This is a genomic window from Actinophytocola sp., from assembly GCF_045807065.1.
Lineage (GTDB): Bacteria > Actinomycetota > Actinomycetes > Mycobacteriales > Pseudonocardiaceae > Actinophytocola.
The window spans coordinates 1-17532 of record NZ_JBJMIE010000219.1 but is presented as its reverse complement, the minus strand read 5'-3'; the positions used below and the strand labels follow the sequence as shown (position 1 = coordinate 17532).

At 69.7% G+C, this 17532-nt stretch carries 17 protein-coding genes; 5 read left to right on the top strand and 12 right to left on the bottom strand.

What is annotated here, in order from left to right:
* Positions 1–557: 557 nt before the first annotated feature.
* Positions 558–1088, bottom strand: coding sequence for a M48 family metallopeptidase (locus ACJ73U_RS13015; RefSeq protein WP_407777844.1), 531 nt, complete (start codon positions 1086–1088; stop codon positions 558–560).
* A 124-nt stretch (positions 1089–1212) separates the two neighbouring features.
* On the opposite strand from ACJ73U_RS13015, the gene ACJ73U_RS13010 reads away from it, so the two are divergent.
* From ACJ73U_RS13010 to ACJ73U_RS13000, 3 genes are all read left to right on the top strand, one after another.
* Positions 1213–2319 carry a hypothetical protein gene (locus ACJ73U_RS13010; RefSeq protein WP_407777843.1) on the top strand — a complete coding sequence of 369 codons (1107 nt, stop codon included), beginning with the start codon at positions 1213–1215 and terminating at the stop codon, positions 2317–2319.
* A complete protein-coding gene (locus ACJ73U_RS13005; RefSeq protein WP_407777842.1) occupies positions 2309–3616 on the top strand; it encodes an ABC1 kinase family protein in 1308 nt (435 codons plus the stop codon). Before ACJ73U_RS13010 ends, ACJ73U_RS13005 begins: the two co-directional genes overlap by 11 nt.
* Before the next feature lie 102 nt (positions 3617–3718).
* A complete protein-coding gene (locus ACJ73U_RS13000) occupies positions 3719–4600 on the top strand; it encodes a hypothetical protein (RefSeq protein ID WP_407777841.1) in 882 nt (293 codons plus the stop codon).
* Between the two features lie 330 nt (positions 4601–4930).
* Here ACJ73U_RS13000 and ACJ73U_RS12995 read toward each other — a convergent pair whose 3' ends face one another.
* On the bottom strand, positions 4931–5644 hold the full coding sequence (locus tag ACJ73U_RS12995; RefSeq protein WP_407777840.1) for a class I SAM-dependent methyltransferase: 714 nt from the start codon (positions 5642–5644) through the stop codon (positions 4931–4933).
* Between ACJ73U_RS12995 and ACJ73U_RS12990 the strand changes: the two genes are divergently transcribed.
* Positions 5546–5908 carry a hypothetical protein gene (locus ACJ73U_RS12990; RefSeq protein ID WP_407777846.1) on the top strand — a complete coding sequence of 121 codons (363 nt, stop codon included), beginning with the start codon at positions 5546–5548 and terminating at the stop codon, positions 5906–5908. The two genes, ACJ73U_RS12995 and ACJ73U_RS12990, sit on opposite strands and share 99 nt — an antisense overlap.
* 109 nt (positions 5909–6017) lie before the next feature.
* Here the strand turns inward: ACJ73U_RS12990 and ACJ73U_RS12985 are convergent, their stop codons facing one another.
* From ACJ73U_RS12985 to ACJ73U_RS12940, 10 genes are all read right to left on the bottom strand, one after another.
* Complete coding sequence (locus ACJ73U_RS12985) at positions 6018–6338, bottom strand: hypothetical protein (RefSeq protein WP_407777839.1); 321 nt, start codon at positions 6336–6338, stop codon at positions 6018–6020.
* A 180-nt stretch (positions 6339–6518) separates the two neighbouring features.
* A complete protein-coding gene (locus ACJ73U_RS12980; RefSeq protein WP_407777845.1) occupies positions 6519–7409 on the bottom strand; it encodes a glutaminyl-peptide cyclotransferase in 891 nt (296 codons plus the stop codon).
* 35 nt (positions 7410–7444) lie between these two features.
* Positions 7445–9229 (bottom strand): ABC transporter ATP-binding protein, encoded by a 1785-nt coding sequence (locus ACJ73U_RS12975; protein WP_407777838.1) that lies wholly within the window; start codon positions 9227–9229, stop codon positions 7445–7447.
* A gap of 5 nt (positions 9230–9234) precedes the next feature.
* The gene (locus ACJ73U_RS12970) at positions 9235–10416 is read right to left on the bottom strand and encodes a cytochrome P450 (protein ID WP_407777837.1); all 1182 of its coding nucleotides are present in this window, start codon (positions 10414–10416) and stop codon (positions 9235–9237) included.
* Positions 10413–11630 (bottom strand): cytochrome P450, encoded by a 1218-nt coding sequence (locus ACJ73U_RS12965; RefSeq protein ID WP_407777836.1) that lies wholly within the window; start codon positions 11628–11630, stop codon positions 10413–10415. Before ACJ73U_RS12965 ends, ACJ73U_RS12970 begins: the two co-directional genes overlap by 4 nt.
* Positions 11623–12057, bottom strand: a complete 435-nt coding sequence (locus ACJ73U_RS12960; protein WP_407777835.1) for a lasso peptide biosynthesis B2 protein — start codon at positions 12055–12057, stop codon at positions 11623–11625. Before ACJ73U_RS12960 ends, ACJ73U_RS12965 begins: the two co-directional genes overlap by 8 nt.
* On the bottom strand, positions 12054–12326 hold the full coding sequence (locus ACJ73U_RS12955) for a lasso peptide biosynthesis PqqD family chaperone (RefSeq protein ID WP_407777834.1): 273 nt from the start codon (positions 12324–12326) through the stop codon (positions 12054–12056). Before ACJ73U_RS12955 ends, ACJ73U_RS12960 begins: the two co-directional genes overlap by 4 nt.
* On the bottom strand, positions 12307–14154 hold the full coding sequence (locus tag ACJ73U_RS12950) for an asparagine synthase-related protein (protein WP_407777833.1): 1848 nt from the start codon (positions 14152–14154) through the stop codon (positions 12307–12309). Before ACJ73U_RS12950 ends, ACJ73U_RS12955 begins: the two co-directional genes overlap by 20 nt.
* A gap of 282 nt (positions 14155–14436) precedes the next feature.
* The gene (locus ACJ73U_RS12945; RefSeq protein ID WP_407777832.1) at positions 14437–14979 is read right to left on the bottom strand and encodes a hypothetical protein; all 543 of its coding nucleotides are present in this window, start codon (positions 14977–14979) and stop codon (positions 14437–14439) included.
* Positions 14980–15570, bottom strand: coding sequence for a MauE/DoxX family redox-associated membrane protein (locus ACJ73U_RS12940; protein WP_407777831.1), 591 nt, complete (start codon positions 15568–15570; stop codon positions 14980–14982).
* 72 nt (positions 15571–15642) lie between these two features.
* Between ACJ73U_RS12940 and ACJ73U_RS12935 the strand changes: the two genes are divergently transcribed.
* Positions 15643–17532, top strand: a 1890-nt coding sequence (locus ACJ73U_RS12935) for an ATP-binding protein (RefSeq protein ID WP_407777830.1), incomplete at its 3' end; no start/stop codon positions are given.

The following is a 17532-nucleotide window of genomic DNA, read 5'->3' as shown; positions in this document are numbered from 1 at the left end:
CCCTGAAGGGGCCCTTGGGACGTCCAACGCCCCGAAGGGCCCCTTCAGCGCATCAAGACCACCCCACCCGACCACCACCGCGGCCGACCACCACGGCTCCGGACCCACGAGCCACCCGGAGGTGACCGGAACCAAGGTTCCAAGCCGCCGAGCAGCGCAGACAAGCCGCGCGCCTCCAACAGGCTCAAGAAACCAGCGCCTCGGCCCACAGGAGCCCGAAGACAAGCGCAGTCACCCAGCCAAAGCCCTCAGCTACGAGGCAACAGCCCCAAAGCCGTCGAGCCAATCACCAGATGACCCCGTCCACAGGCTCAACCCAGCAGCCTCAGCTCGCGGGATCAAGCCACCGAGCCAACCCAAGCCCCAACCCAAGCCGCCAGAAGCCCTCGCTACACCCCGAAGCCCCCGAACAGCTCAAGCAAACCTCCCCAATCACCCAAACTGGCCAAGCAAAACCCACACCAACCCTGAAGCGCTCCCACCCAACCCAACCACCCGCCCAGCCCCAGCCCACACCCCTCCCCCACCCACCCCACCACCCGGTCACGAGACCAGCATCAGTCCTCAGCCACCACCCCCAACCCAGCAGCCGCTGACAACCCCTCCAAATACCCAATAGCCCGATCAGTCCGCGGATACTCGCGAACCAACTCCCAGAACTTCGCATTATGCGCAGGCACGAGCAAATGCGCCAATTCGTGCACCAGCACGTAATCAAGCACCCACCCGGGCACGGACTTCAGGTGCTCACTCACCCGAATCGTCCCGTCCGCAGGCGTGCAGGACGCCCACCGCGTCCGCATGGGGGGCACCCATCGCACGCTCTTGGGCACAGCCCGTCCCCGCAGATGCTTGGCCGACAGCTCAGCACATCGTCGTAACAGCGTCTCGTCCGACGGCTTCGCCGACGGCAGCTTCCGCGGCTCGCCCTTCAGCAGCTTCCGCTGCATCTCGGCGACCCAATGCGCCTCCTCGGCCTTGGACAGCCGGGCAGGGATCAACACGACCAGCGTGTCGCCATCGCGATACGCGGTCACGGTGCGCGTGCGGCGCTTGCTGCGTCGCACCTCGACTCTGGATTCGGCCACGGCTGTCACGTTACGACTCCGCACCGACAAATCGGAGTGGGTTCCCCGACAAGGGCCCCGGGTACCTGGGCAACCCTGTGGATAACGATTTCGTCGCCGCCCGATCGTGGGTGAACCTGTCCACATGACGAAACAGCTGCCGGCCCGTCCGCGGGTGGTCGCCGGCCTGCCGATCCTCCGGCGCAGGCCGTGTGAGCTGCAGATAGGCCTCGATCCACGGCACGCCGCGGTGGTCGAGAACCTGCCGGACTCGGTGGTGTCGGCCGCCCAGCGGCTCACCGGTCACCGCACGGTCACCGACCTGCTGACGAGCGTGCCCCCGGCCGACCGCGACGGCTTCGCCGAACTCCTCGACGTGCTGCTCGACCAGGGGTTCCTCGAGGACGCGGCCAGCACGCCGGCCCACCATCCCGGCGAGGCCCGGGCGTCGGCAGTCCACGCACTTCGCGACAATGTCCACCCGATCGAGCGAACTGAGCTGGGCGTCGCCGTTCGCGGGAACGGGCGGCTGGCAGTGACCATCGGCTGCCTGCTCGCGGGGGCCGGCGTCGGCTGGGTGCACGTGTCCGCGACGGGCACGGTCCAGCCGGAGGACATCGGCAGCGGCTACCTCCCCGACCAGGTCGGCATGCCGCGCCTGGTCGCCGCGCGGCGGGCGCTCCGCAGGGTCGCCCCGACCGTGCGCACCGTCCCGTTCACCGCCGCGCAGGGCCCCGACCTGGTGGTACTCGCCGACGCGCTCGTGCCGAAACCGGAGGAGGTCGACATCCTGACCGGCGCGGCGATGCCGCACCTGCTGGTCCGCGTGCGGGACACGGTCGGCATCGTCGGCCCCCTGGTCGTGCCGGGTCTCACGAGCTGCCTGCGCTGCGCCGACCTGCACCGCTGCGACCGGGACGGGTGCTGGCCGCAGCTCGCCGCCCAACTCGCTGGTCAGACCCAGCTCACCGACCTGGCCGGGACGCACGCGACCGCTGCGTTCGCGGTCACGCAGGTGCTCGACGCGGTGGCGTGGCTGCGTGGCGGGTCAAAGCCACCCGCGACGTGTGAGGTGAGTGTCGAACTGGACCTCCCGAGCGCGACCACCCGGCATCGCGGCTGGTCACCACATGCGAGCTGTGAGTGCGGGGTAGCCAGGAAAAGGGATGGAGACCAACCGCACTACCCCAAAGAGGCTGCGGATCACGGCACGGAGTTGAGACAATTGTGTGGTGACGGAGATGCCTCGTAAGACGGCCGCACGCACCGCGCGGCTCGCCAGCATCCCCCTGGGAGCGGCCGGCCGGGCGGTCGGCGGCTGGGGGAAACGCCTGGCCGGGCAGAACGCCGAGCAGGTGAGCGCCGAGCTGTCCGCCAAGACAGCCGAGCAGCTGTTCGCCGTGCTCGGCACCCTCAAGGGCGGTGCCATGAAGTTCGGTCAGGCACTGTCCGTGTTCGAGGCGGCGATCCCGAACGACATGGCCGAGCCCTACCGGGAGGCCTTGACCAAGCTCCAGTCGGCCGCGCCCCCGATGAGCAGCCAGACCGCGCGCCGGGTGCTCGCCGAGCAACTCGGCCGTGGGTGGGAGGAGCGGTTCGCGTCCTTCGACGACGAGCCCGCGGCCGCCGCGAGCATCGGCCAGGTGCACCGGGCGGTCTGGCACGACGGCCGCCCGGTGGCCGTGAAGGTCCAGTACCCCGGCGCCGACCAGGCGTTGATGTCCGATCTGCGCCAGTTGCAACGCTTCAGCAGGCTCTTCCAGGCGGTCGTGCCGGGCACCGAGGTCAAGCCGCTGCTCCAGGAGCTGACCGACCGGATGAGCGAGGAGCTCGACTACCGGTCGGAGGCCCAGCACCAGCGCGCGTTCGCGAAGGCTTTCCACGGCGACGAGCACGTCGTGATCCCGAAGGTCGTGGCCAGCGCACCAAAAGTGCTGGTCAGCGAATGGATGGAGGGCAAGCCGCTGGCGGCGGTGATCCGCGAAGGCGACCGCGCGGAGCGTGACCTGGCCGGCTTCCGGCTCGCCGAGTTCCACTACTCGTCCCCGGCACGGGTCGGGCTGCTGCACTCCGACCCGCATCCCGGGAACTTCATGCTCACCGCGGACGGCAAGCTGTGCGTGATCGACTTCGGCGCCGTGGCGCAGCTGCCGAACGGCCTGCCGCCCACGCACGGGCGGATGATGCGACTCGCGCTGGAAGGCCGGTCGTGCGAGCTGCTGGAGCTGCTGCGGGAGGAGCACTTCATCCGGGCGGACGCGCGGCAGCAGCCGGAGGCCGAGCACGTGTACGCGTACCTGGCGCCGTTCGTGGAGCCGCTGAAGTCGGAGACGTTCCACTTCACCCGGCAGTGGATGCAGAAGCAGGCCATGCGGGTCAGCAACATGCGCGGCCAGGACTTCCGCACCGGGCGGTCGCTGAACCTGCCGCCGCAGTACCTGCTGCTGCACCGGGTGCTCGGCGGGTCGACCGGCATCCTTTGCCAGCTGGACGCGGAGCTGCCGGTGCGCGAGCTGATCGTGCGTTGGCAGCCGGGCTTCGCGGACTGACGTAGGCCCCGGACCGCACGAAAGTCCCATTCGCTCGCACTCCCCATCCCCACCTTCGCCCCACCCCTTCAGCCCCCGCCCCCGCACGCCGACGACCCAGACATGCGCCAAGACCTCTCCCTCACCGACCAGGTGGTCACCGTCGCCGAGCTGCGGGCACACGGCATGACCAGCCAGGCGATCGCCATGCGCTGCCGGCCGTCTGGTCCGTGGCAGCGCCTCCTGCGTGGCGTCGTGCTGACGAGCGCGACCCACCCGACGCGTCGGCAGCGCCTACGGGCCGCGATCGCCTACGCGGGTCCGGACTCGGTGGTGTCGGGCATCGACGCGGTACGGGCGCACGGAGTGGACGTGCCGCCGTCGCCGGACGTGCTGATCCTGGTGCCCGCACGTCGGCGGCTGGCGAGCAGCTCGTACCTGACGGTGGAGCGAACGAGCAGACCACCGAAACCGGTGGTCCTCGCCGACCTGCCGTACGCGCCGCTGGCCCGAGCCACCTTGGACGCGGCCAGGCGCGCGGCCGACCACGGTCAGCTGCGTGCCCTGCTGACCGCGGCGGCGGCTTCGTGCACGACGGCCGCGCTGCGGGCCGAGCTGAACGCGGGCAACCAACGCGGCTCGGCGGCGGTCCGTGAGCTGCTGTCCGCGGACCTGTCCACGAACGACGTGCTCCAGGTGACGGACGCGCTGGCGAAACGCGCCCTGCGCACATCGGCCCTACCTCCGCCCCTCTGGCACACCCCCGTCTACGACACCACGGGGATGCTGCTGGGCGTCCCCGACGCGTGGTGGCCGGAGGTGTCGGTGGCATGGAACGTGGGCACACAGGCGCGCCACCACGACCCACGTACCTGGGCGGCGGCGGGCGTCACGCTCGTGCGCACCGACCCGCAACGCCTGTACGCCGACCCGACCGACCCCGTGCGAGAACTGCTCGCGGCCTACGCGAAAGCAGCGGCGAGAACCCAACGCCGGGCGAGCTGACAACACATTCCGACCACGGCTGACCACGACCCCCAAATATCAGCCGGACCGCCCACACCCGGCATTCACGCATATCCACGATCGGAGCCGAACATGATTCACGTCGCTGATGGCACCAGCCATCACCAGTACTCGTCGGGAAGCTTTCCCTCGATGTCACGTACATGGGTGCGTGCGCACCCGAGGCACAGCCAGCTGCGGCCGCGCTCGTCATGGGTCATCACCCATGCGAGTGCCTCCGCGGTCGGTGCGTCCGCACGGGACCGGCCACAACGCGCGCAGTTCACAGACGCCGGGCCAGGCTCGTCGACCATGGCGCGCAAGCCTACGTCAGGCAGGCCGCTGTCCCAGGTGAACAGTCGACGCGCCGAGGACGAACACGTCGTCCCGGGCACCGACGTACGCCTCGTCCGCCGGGTCGAGCAGGCGGGCCACCGTCTTCCGGTCGCTGTCGGAGAGCTGGTCCTCACCGGCCTTGGCCAGCCAGGCGACCCAGTCCACGACGGACTGCCGGACCTCCTCGGATGCCGGAGCGGGGTGGTCGATCACGTAGCTGAACGAGAAGACGTCGGTCAGCCCGGCGGCCTCGAGCGCCTTGTTCCAGCCGACGGGCAGGGACTTGACACCGGGCATGCCCGCACGCATCCCGACGAACCAGCGGTCGCGTGCCGCGGTCAACCGGTCGCCGAGTCCCGGCTCGCCGATGCCCAGGTCCCACGGCAGGCACCTGGTCGCGAGCCCGCCCTCGCGCAGCGCCAACCAGCCGCCCGGCGCGAGCACCCGCGCCAACTCGTCGATCGCCCGTTGCTGGTCAGGGAGGTGATGCACCACGCGTGAGGCCCACACGAGATCCGCCGCGGGCAGCAGATCGGCCAGCCGGTCACTGGACGCGTCCGCCCGAACGGAGTCGACGACCACCGGCGTGCCGACGGCCACGTCACGAACATGCGCCGTGGCAGCGTCAAGCAACTCGGCAACCGCGTCGCTGAGCACAACCCGCCCACCACCACGAGCGGCAAGCGCACGAGCGAACGCGGCACTCATGCCACCACCACCGGAACCAACGTCAACAACAACGGCTGCGGCACCAGCACGAAGAACGCCAACAAGCCGCTCCGCAACCTCACGGTTGCTCTCGGCGTCGAGGTCATCAGCCCGCCGCAACGCGGCGAGCCGAGCCGACCAGTCGATGTTGTCGTGGGTATGCGCCATACCAGCGACGCTATCGGCAACACCGACCCACCGGCTCGGAAATCGCACCTGCGATGCCCCGTCGAGAGTCTGTCAAGTTTTCGGCACAGTCCCTGATTGCGTAATCAACTTCTTTTGTGTAGCCCGAGTCGGCTGGCGAAGGCAGTCAGGTTCAGGCTTCCGAGGCATGTATCTGCTGAGGGTTGCTCGGCGACAGGGCGTGTCACTAGTCGGTGGTGTTGGTGCTGGTCAATGTGTCGCGGGAGTTGCTTCGTGGACGCGGCGAGGTTTCGTCGAGGGTGAGGGCGGCGAGGATCTTGCGTTGGATGGGGGTGATCTCGGTGCGTTGCCGGAAGGTGCCGGCGGAGCCGGTGAACGTGCCCAGGTGTAGGCGTTGCAGTTCGTCGCGGATCGATGGCCAAGTCTGTCCGGTGGTGGTATCGGCGATCCGGATGAGCAGCAGCGCCAGCCAGCACAGCAGGACGTGAGCCCGGATGGGTTCCTCCCGGCGGCGGTCAACCGGCCGCAGGTCGATGATCTGTTTCATGTCCCGCCAGCCGCGTTCGACTTCGAGGAGTTGTTTGTAGCCCAGGGCGATGTCCTCACTGGACAGTTTCGGGTCCGAGCAGCTCAGCGCACGGCGGGTTTGGCGAGCGGCCTGGAGAAACGGACCACCGGCAACGTTGGAACCGCGCTCCAGGCCGACTCGGCGAAGCTCATCGGACCATCACGTCGAGGAAATGTTCGAACGCGCGCGCACATCTCCACGGTGGCTGATGACATCCGTCATCGCGACGCCGCCGGGTTCGGGGACCGGCACGGTGGCTTGGACCGTCAAGGTGGCGGTGTCGATGATCGACAGGTTCCTGCTGCCGCGATTGCTCACGGCGAGCCGACTGCCATCCGGAGTCATGTGAATGCTCTCGGGGCGGTTCCCAACCGACACCCGGCCCACGGGTTCGCCGGTGTTGGTGTCGATGGCCAGCACCGAGTCACGGTAGAAGTGAGTCACGTAGACATGGTCGCCAGCAGGAGACATCGCGATGCCGAACGGTCCCTGCTCTACCGCGATCGTCTTGGTCACCGCCAATGTGGACATGTCGATCACCGACACCGTGCTGTCGTCCTCGGCCGAGTTCGTCACGTAAGCCGACTCGCCGTTCGGGCTGACCGCGACGCCGTTGGGGTGCTCGCCGACCGGAATGATCGCGGTGACGGTGTTGTGCCGGACGTCGATCACCGTCACCTCATTGCTCTCGAACGCGGTGACGTACACGTGCCGGCCGCACGGGGACACCGCGGGCATGGCCGGACCCTTACCGGTGGGGATCGTGGCGATCACAGCGTTGCATCGGAGGTCGACGACGGACATGTTCGCGCCGGTGTAGTTGGTGACGTAGGCGTGTCGGCACCCCGGCGCGAGGACCACACCGCCGGGACTCCCTCCGACGTCGATGGTGCCGACGACCTCGGCGGTGGCCGTGTCGATGACCGACATCGAGTCCGCGCCGAAGTTCGTCACGTACACGCGGCTTCCGTCCGGAGTCGCGGCGAGCGAGTACGGGTTCTGGCCGACGGTGATCCTCGCCAGCTCTGTGTGGTTCGAGCTGTCCAGCACGGTCACGGTGTCGCCGCTGATGTTGGCGACATAGATCACGGCAGCGCTCCCGCGGGCGGGCTCAGCAGTTGGCCCGCGGCCAGGTTCCGATACAGGTCGTCGGTCGCCAACAGCGTCTCATGGGTGCCCACGGCGCGAATGCGCCCCTGCTCGAGCACGACGATCCGGTCCGCGTTGACCACGGTGGACAGGCGGTGGGCGATCACGACCACCGTGGTGTGCTTGGCCACCTCCGCCACCACCTGGCGCAGCGTCTGCTCGTTGACCGCGTCCAGCTGGGAGGTGATCTCGTCGAGCAGCAGCAGGCGGGGTCGGCGCAACAGCGCGCGGGCCACCGCGACACGCTGACGCTGCCCGCCGGACAAGGTGTTGCCCCGGTGCCCGATCGGCGTGTCCAGTCCCTGTGGAAGCTGGTCGAGAAGTCCGGTCAGGCCGGCCTGCGCCAGGGCGGTGGCGATGTCCTCGTCGGTCGCCTCGGGCGTGGCGTACCGCAGGTTGTCCCTCAGGGTTCCGGCCAGGACCGGCGCATCCTGCTCGACGTAGCCGATGGTGGCGCGCAGTTCGTGCAGCGGCCACTGCCGGACGTCACGGCCGTCCACCGCGACCACACCACGCTCTACGTCGTAGAAGCGCTCCAGCAATGCGAACAACGTGGTCTTGCCGGCGCCGGACGTTCCGACGACGGCCGTGACACCGCCGGCCGGCACGGCGAGGTCGACACGATCGAGCACAGGAGGGTGGTCCTCGCGGTATGCGAACGACACGCCGGACAACGTCATCGAGGCCGGCGCGGTGGCCTTCTCCGTGTGCGCGCCGGAGTGGTCAACGAACTCGGCCGGCAGCTGTTCCACCTCGCGCAGCCGCCGGATCGCGGCCAGGCCGCCCTGCCACGCGCCGGTCGCCGCGATGACCTGCGACACCGGTGCGGCCAGGTAGAGGACGTACAGCAGGAAAGCGATCAGCGAGGACAGGCCCAACGATCCGGACGCCACCCGCGCACCGCCAAGGCCGAGCACGACCAGGAACGCGACCTGCACCGAGAGCGAGCCCGACACTGCGGCTGCCACCTGCCAGCGCGCCGCGCTGATCCCGTGCCGCCAGGCGTTCGCGGCCGACGCGCCGGCCGCGCTGGTCTCGCGCTGCTCGGCGCCGCTGGCCTTGACCGTGCGGAACGCGCCGAGGGCGCGTTCGAGCACCGTGCCCATCTCACCGATCGCGATCTGCGCCCGCTGGTTGGCCCTGGATATGCGGGGCATGATCACATTGGTCACGCTGCCGGTCACGATCAGCACGGTGAGGGTCGTCGCCAGCAGGACCACGTCGGTGACGGCCATCATCGTCACCGTGGCCAACACCATGACCGCGCTGGTGATGCCGTTGACCACGCCTTGGGTGCACGCCGCGCGCAGCAGGGTGATGTCCGAGGTGGCACGGGAGATCAGGTCGCCGGGCTCCTGGCGCTCGAGCGCGCTCACCTTCAGCCGCAGCAGCCGGCCGATGAGCCGATGGCGCTCGGCCAGCACGACGTTCTCCGCGGTGCGCTCCAGCACGTACCGACCGGCCGCGGTGACGGCGGCGCCGACCACGATCAGCACGGTGAGCAGCACGATCGGCTCCGCGGCCGGTCCGTCGCCGCCCAGGACATCCACAACCTGTTTGGCGACAAGAGGTTGTGCCAGCCCGGCGGTGCCGCCCAGCAGCCCGAGCGCACCGCCAAGAACGATGGCCCACCGGTGGGGCCGTACCCGTGACAGCAACGCCCGCCAGGGAGCCGGTTCGGAGTCGGTCGGCACGGATGTCCCCTTCGCTCGTTTGTCCACCGTGGTCACCGCCAGGCGACCGGCAGTTCGGTCACGCCCTGCAGGCCCAGTGCCGGTTTCACCGGGATCTGGTGCGCCGGCCGGGCCAGGCGCAGCGCGGGAACTCGGCGCCGCAGGGTGGAGAGCACGACCTCCACCTCCACGCGCGCCAGGTTCTGCCCGAGGCATTGGTGCGGGCCGTACCCGAAGCTCAGGTGACGCGGATGGGGTCGGCGTGGGTCGAAGTCGTCGGCGGCCGGGAAGACGGCCTCGTCGCGGTTGGCCGCGGCCAGCAGCAGGATGACGCCGTCGCCGGCCCGGATCCGCTGACCGCCGATCTCGACGTCGTCGACGGCCACCCTGGGCACGGTGTCCGCCACCGAGGAATGCCTCAGGACCTCCTCGACAACGGCCGGCAGGGGGGCCGCGGACCAGCTGCCGGGGTGCGCCAGCAGGGTCAGCGTCCCGAGCGCGATGGTGTTCGCGGTGGTCTCGTGCCCGGCGACGAGCAGCATCATGACCATGTCCACCGCCCGTGTCCTGGCCAGTTCCGCCGCCTCGACCCGTCGGGCCAGTTCGCCGAGCAGATGGTCCCCGCGCGCGGTGGCGGGGTCCTCCAACAGACCGTCGATGTAGTCGGCCAGTGCGGAGAACGCTGGACCAGCGTCCTTCTTGGACCGCACCGGTACGGCGGCGTGTGTCACGAAGAAGCGGTGATCGCGTTGAGGCACACCGAAGATTCGGCACAGGGTGAACGCGGGGAGCGGGACGGCCAAGGCGGTGACCAGGTCAGCCGGATCGGTGCCGGCCAGCATCCGATCCAGTAGGCGGTCCGTCGTCCGCTGGATGTGGTCGCGCAGCCGACGGGCCCGGCGCACCGTGAAGTACGGGATCACCATCCGCCGTTGCGCGCGGTGCCCCGGATCGTCCATCTCGACGAAGGTCTGGACTGCCAGCCGCTGTGCCGGTGTCGGGCGTGGAGCTCCCGGGGGCAACCCCAGCTCCGGGTGAGCGGGATTGGTCGAGTCGGAGGACATCCGCGGATCAGTGAGCAGAGCGCGGACCTCGTCGTGATCGGTGACCACCCACACCCACTCACCGCCGCCGAGTGACACCCTGGTCACCGGTCCGGCCGCACGCAGCCCGGTGTAGCCGGGCGGCAGCCGGTAGGGACAGACCCGGGCCATCGGGAATGCCGCCGGAGTCATGAACAGGCGACCGGAAGTGTCGCGATCCGCCGCATGCCGACCCCGCCGTCGGCCACCAACTCCGCGGCGGGCGTGGCAAGGCGGAGGTCGGGCACTCGCCGGACCAGTGTTTCGAACACGACCTCCAACGCGAGCCTGGTGAGGCTGTGCCCCAGACATTGGTGCACCCCGTAGCCGAAGGCCAGGTGGTGCTGGCCGGTTCGGCGCACGTCGAGCCGGTCCGCGTCGGGGAAGACCGACTCGTCCCGGTTGGCGGACAGTGTGGACACCAGCACCGCGTCCCCGGCTCGGATCAGCTGGTCCCCGACCTGGATGTCGGTGGTGGCCCAGCGCTTGGCGGTGTCCGCGATGGACAGGTAGCGCAGCAGTTCCTCCACCGCCGTCGGGACGATGGCCGGATCCGCGCGCAGCGCCGCCAGTTGGGCCGGGTTCTCCAGCAGGGTCAGCGCGCCAAGGGCGATCATGTTGAGCATGGACTCGTTGCCGGCCACCACCAGCATGGTGACCGTCTCGACCAACTGTCGGTGGGTCATGCCGACGGCCCGGGGCAGGTTGACCACCGCGATGCTGGGCAGGTCCTCGCCGGGATGCTCGCGCCTGGCCTGGAGCAACCGGTCCAGGTAGTGCTGGACCCACATCATCGCCTCGCCGGAGCCGGCGTGGTCGGCCACCCCGCGCCGGGCGTGCTCCTCGAACTCGGCGCGGTCGGCCGCGGGGACGTCGAACAGTCTGCTGTACATCATCGGCGGGAACGGGGCGGCCAACGCCGGCACCAGATCGACCGGACCTGGTCCGGCCAGCATGCGGTCGACCAGCGTGTCCGCGTCCTGTTGGAGGCCGGGACGCATGGCCCGCACCCGACGCACGCTGAACGCGGGAATCACCGTGCGCCGGTGGATCGAGTGCTGTGGGTCGTCCATCTCCGAGAAGGTCACCCATTCCCGGATCTGCTCAGGGGTCTGGCGTGGCATGCCGGGGAGGCGGCCGATCTCCGGGTAGTGCGGACTCGTGTGGTCCGAGGAGAGCCGTGGGTCGGCGAGTAGGGCCCGCGCCTCGGCGTATCGGGTCACGAGCCAGGCCGGATCGCCGCACATGAGCCGCACCCGCGCCAGCGGCGCCTCGGCGCGGAGCTTCTCGTACACGGCCGGCGGTTGGTAGGGGCACGAGCGTGGCGCGGGCACCGTCGGTTCGGCGTTGGGATGTGGGTCAGTCACCATGAGCTCCCGTGGTTGTGGACGTCGGCGGCACCCGGAGGAGTACGCGGTGGTAGCCGTCCGGGTAGGGCTCCTCCACGTCTCGGCCCTCGGCGTTGACCCAGGCGTGCGCCCCGAACGGCGGTGTCACCCGCACACCGACGCACCACGTGGGCCAGCTCCCGGTCGTGCGACACAGGAGGGCGGTGGCGATCGACCTCGGCAGGCATCCGCGAGGGCTCCGGCACCGCGCGCTCACCACGGTGACCATCGCCCGCGCCTCGGCGGCTTGGTGGTATCCGGCGGGCCGCGCACCCAGCCGCACCCGGCCGAGCACGCGGGTGAGCACGCGCGGCGAGCACCTGGCCAATATCCTGGCCACCAGCACAATGCCGTGCACGACGAGGCGGTTGTGCCGCGACGTGGCGGTGGTGGTTCCGACGCTCACCGTGAACCGTCCCGGGTGGACACCAGAAGTCCGGCGTCGACCAACTGGTCGACGATGGTCCGCGCGTCCTGCTCAGCGGTGGCGCGGTCGACCGAGTACTCGGCGACCAGCGCGGTCACCGCCTCCGCGACGTCGCCGGAGCTCAGCGCCGACCGGAGCACCAGCTCACCGGTGGGGTTGAGCGTGAAGTACTCCCCGCGCCGCTCGTCCAGCAGCACGGTCCCGTAGTCCGTCGGCACCGCGCTGACGTCACGCGCCAAGGTGTACATCGGCATCCTCCATCCTGTTGCGCAGCCACATCTCGCAAGAAAGCGTCGGCTCGATCCGGCGGCTCGCGGTCTGTATGTCGGTCGGGCCGAGACAGGCCTCGCGAAAGGCCCGCTGGTCGATCAGGCCGAGATCGGCCAGCGCGCTGTCCTCGCAGAGGCCGAGAATCTGGTCGCGGTGCGCCCGGCTGCCCAGCACGGCACTCGCGGCGGTGTCGGACTTGTTCGTGCGGGCCAGCGTCGGCGCGGGCACGATGCCACGCATCGCGTCCACCAGCACCGGCTTGTACCGCTCCGGGTCATACCGCTCGGCGACGCCGCACGACAGGGCAGCCGCCAGCACGTGGTCGTCGAAGAACGGAGCCGACACGGTGATGCCGTCCTGCGCCGCCAGGTGCCGGAACCCGCGCATGGCCTGTGCTCCCGTGTGCACCAGCAGCATGTTGTAGTGCGTGCCGCGGCCGGGACCGAGCGGCTCCGCCGACGCGGCGGCTTCGCGCAGCTGGTCGCGGACCGCGGCGCGGGCGGCGGGGGTGGCCCACGCCGGCATGACGGGAGAAATGTCCCAGCCGAGGCGAGGACCGCGGTCGTCGCCGTCGTCGCCAGGGCCGTCGATGGTGCGTTGCGCGGAGCGCAGCCACGCCGGGTAGGTGCGGCCGGTGAGCAGGCTCGTGGCGGTGCCGCGATAGGACCAGCAGCGGCGTTTGGCCGTCCGGTGCAGCCGGCGCAGGCCCAGCAGTGGCGATCGGGCCAGCAGGGTGGGCAGCCATTGCGGGGTCGCGGTGCACATCTCGTCGCCGCCGAGCCCCATCAGGTGCACCCGCGGTCGGTGCCGTTCGCCTCGGCCGAGGATGTGCCGGAAGCGGCTTCGGTTGTGCAGCAGCAGGAACGGCTCGTCGAAGGTGTCCTGTGCATCGAGCATGCCGGCGTAGACCAGCGGGCACTCGTCGGCGGAGATGATCTCGTGCGCGAGTTCGTGCCCGGCCTGCCGCAGTCCCTCGACCGTGCGTCCGGCCCAGAGCACGTCGTGGTCCATGGTGTCCGGCTGGGCGGCGGTCATGGCCACCACCTCGGCCCCGGAACGCACGGCCAGAGAACACACGGAGCTCGAGTCGAGTCCGCTGAGATGCGACACGACGGTGCGGTCCGGTGTGATGCGCACGCGTACCGCCTCGGTGAGTGCCGAGCGCAGGGCCTGAGCGGCCTCGTCGCGGGACAGGTCCGGCGACGGCGGGCGCCACCAGCGTCCCTCCGTCACCGCGCCGGTCGCCGAGAGCGTGACGTGGTGGCTCGGTGGCACGGCCACGATCCGGTCCCACACCGAGTTCCAGCCCAGCGGCCATGGCAGGCTCGGCAGCAGTAGGCGGGCGGCGACCCGCTCCGGGAGAATCGACGATCCGGCGAGCGAGGCCAGTACGAGCGCGTTGTCCCCGGCCACCGGCACCCCGCCGATCACGCACCGAAATACCCGGCGCAGCCCTGAAGCCGTGCCCTGCAACCGAACGGTGCCGGCCACCGACGCGAGCAGGTGCACGCTCCCGCTGACCGCGGCGTGAATCCGGTGCAGGTCGTCAACAGAACGCACGTGGCGGGTGTGTCGGCCCAACTGCTCGTCGGTCATGGCGTGATCACCGATCACCGCGATCACGCCGTCCGCGGAACGGGCGGTGGCCAGCCGCGTCGTGGTCCAGCGACCGAGCAACCACGGTCGCCCCGAACTGTGTGCCACCTCGCTGGTCCCGGGCCGGGTGGCGCGCAGCGCGGTGGCCACGACCGCGGCGGCGTCGGTGTCGGGTAGCGCGACGAACCAGGGGGCGGTGAGCGGAACCACGGGAGTACTCCTTGCCGGACAGTGGTTACAGGGACGGGACGTCGACCCGGGCGGCGGCCGATGACGCGACCGCCGCCCTCCCAGATCAGGGGCTGGCGCCTGCCAGACCACCGACGCGGGCGGGTGGCCAGGTCCGGCCACCCGCCCGAACGGAAACTGTCGCCGCGGCTCAGCAGGAGAAGTAGCCGATCCACTCCCAGCGGGCGCATTCACTGCCGTTGGTCCGGAAACGGAAGTCACCGGAACGGATCAGTGTTGGTCGCTCGTATGCACGCACGTGCCTCACCTCCTCTCCTTCAGTCGGGGTTCGGGGTTTCTGGTCAACCCGACCAGGGTCCGGAAGTTCTTCGCACTGCGCAGGTAGGACCGGGCGATGACACGGCCGCCGACGACCCGGAACGCGAAGGGGGTGTCGTCCACATCCAGCGCGTCCATCACGTCGTCGACGAACGGTTCGGACAGCACCGGCGCGCCGGTGGCCGCGAGCGCGGCGCGCAGCGGTTCGACACCGCGATGCCGCGACCCGGTGAGCAGGAACACCGTGTGTTCCCGGTCGAACCGGCTGGTCCCGATCTTGCGCGCCTGAACGAGGCACACCCGGCAGGTGGGCGAGAAGATCGCGGCCGTGAAGTCGTCGGTTTCGGGGAAACCCGCCTGTCGCAGCACATCCGCCACCACCGGTGGCAGCTGACCCTCGTCATCGGGCTCGGCCGGCCGGTGCCGCGGACCGTCCTCCAACCGCATCAGGTTGCGGGAGACCGTGGTGAACAGCAACGTGAGCACGAACAGCCATACCAGTGCGCACAGCAGCAGTACGTTCGTCATCTACGCGCCTCCGTGCCGGACGTTGTGACGGTGGATCCGCCAGGTCATGACGACAGCCACGGGCAGCCCGAGAGCGATGATGGCCAGGCCGGCCGCCGCGTCGAGTGAGGCGTCGCCCGCCGCGCCGCCGGCCGACACGGCGACCGACCCGGCGAACACCGCACTCACCGTCATGGCGCCGGCCCTGACCACCGTCAGCCAGGACACGTGCTCCCGCACGGAAATGGAAAGGCAGCCGCAAGGGAAACGTTCGCCGCGGCGAAGTGCCAGCACCGAGACGACCACGAAACCGAGCGAGAGGGCGGCCGCGGCAAGGCAACCGATCGCGGCCACCGGAGTCGGGCCGACGAGCAGCAACCCAATCACGACCTCCGCGGTGCCCAACGTGTAGCCGACGCCGGGAGTCGCCTGGCCGACCACCCTGAACTGAAGGGCCGCCGTCGCGGCGCCGAGCGGCCTTCTCAGCTTGTTCACGCCGGCCGTGAGAAACAGTGCCGCCAGCATGATTCTGGCAGCGATCTCAATGGTCGCGAGTGCGGTCCAATCCGCGGTGTTCGCGGATACTTCGACGCCGGCCACGATCACCGTCATCACTTGTTTCTCTGGACGGAGTCGACATGTGTGACGCGGGTCGTCACAGCGGCCTTGATCGAGAATTCACCCATGTCCGGATCCCTTCGAGGAGTCGGCATGACCGCCGGGAGTCGCCGTCCATTCGATCCTGGACCGATGCGCCATCTCCGCACCGTTTCTGGGACGCGCTGGGACGAGCTGGGACGGGACAAGGGCCCGGCCTGCCGGTCTGTTGCCTTCGTTCGGATGGCGTGGGATAGTCGGCCCGGGGGGATGCACATGCAGGGGGAACATGTGTACGGACAGGCTGGATATGGGGATGGATCAGCGGTAGCCCGGTTGGCCGAGTTCATGGAAGAGCTCAAGGTCCGGTCCGGCCGCAGTTATCAGGCATTGGCCCGCCGTGCCGGCCTGAGTTCGTCCACATTGCACCGCTACTGCACAGGCAAGATCGTGCCCACCGACGGGCGCGTACTTCGCTATTTCGCCAAGGCGTGCGGAGTCGGATCCCACGAGGAGACGACCCTGTTGCACCTGTGGAACTTGGTCGACGTCACGCAACAGCGGCCCGTCCGTGTGTCCGCGCCGCCGGCCGCCGCCTGGCGATCGCGTTGCGACCTGCCGCGTGGGGTCCACGACTTCACCGGACGCGCGGCCGAACTACGTCGTCTGCTGGTCACGCCGGCGGAGGTCACGGTGATCAACGGCATGGCCGGCGTCGGCAAGACGACCCTGGCCGTGCACGCCGCGCACCGGCTGGCCGACCGGTATCCGGACGGCCAGCTGTTCGTCGACCTGCACGGCCACACCGCGGGCGTTGATCCGGTGACGCCGCTGGCCGGACTGGGCCTGCTGCTGCAGGCGGTCGGCGTGCCGGCCGACCAGGTGCCTTGCTCGGTCGAGCAGCGCGCCTCGCTGTGGCGGTCCACGGTGGCCGGCCGGAAAGTGTTGGTGGTGTTGGACAACGCGATCGACGAACGGCAGACCCAGCCGCTGGTCCCCGGGCATCCTGGCTGCCGGACACTCATCACCAGCCGGCACCGCTTGGTGGACGTGGAGGACGCCGACATTCTGACGCTGGATGTGCTGTCCACCGGCGACGTTGTCGAACTGTGCGGCCGGATCCTCGGCCGGGAGGGCGTACACATCGATCGGTCCGCCGCGGAGGAGACATCGCGACTGTGCGGGCGGCTTCCGCTGGCCGTCCGGATCGCCACGGCCCGGTTGCGTAGGCGTGAGGCCTGGACCGCCGAGCACCTCAACGAACGGCTGCGTCGTGAACACCACCGTCTCGGTGAGCTGCGTGCCGGCAGCCACAGCGTTGCGGCCGCGTTCGCGTTGTCCTACCACAAACTGACCTCCGAGCAGCAGAAGGTCTTCCGGCTGATCGGACTGCTGCCCGGAGCGGACATGGACGCACCGGTCGTCGCCGATACCGCCCAGCTACCGGTCGCGCGGGCCGAGCGACTTCTCGAAGATCTCGTCGACGCGCACCTGCTGCAGCAGCCGGCCGTCGGCCGATACCGACTCCACGATCTGGTCCGTGAACACGCTCGTCAGACAGCGCTCGACGAGGAGACGACGGATGGCGTGACCACCGCGCTCACCCGAACACTGGACCATTACCTGTGCACCGCGGAGGGGGCCGCCGAACTCCTGGAACCGAGCCGGCGAGCCAGTGGGCTCTCGATGGCCAGCCCGTCGGCCCACGCCCCCGTGCTGGCCGACCGGGCTGAAGCGATGGACTGGCTCGACAGCGAGCGGGTCAACCTCATCTCCGTCATCGACCAGGCTGTCACCTCCGGCCTCTTCGAACACGCGTGGCAGCTCGCCAGGGCGTTGTGGCACTTCTTCCTGATGCGAGGCAACAACGAGGACTGGATTCGCACCCACGAGCTCGCCCTGACCGCCGCCCGCCACGCCGACGACCAGCCGGCCGAGGCCGAGACCCTGAAAAACCTCGGCCTCGCACTGTGGTGG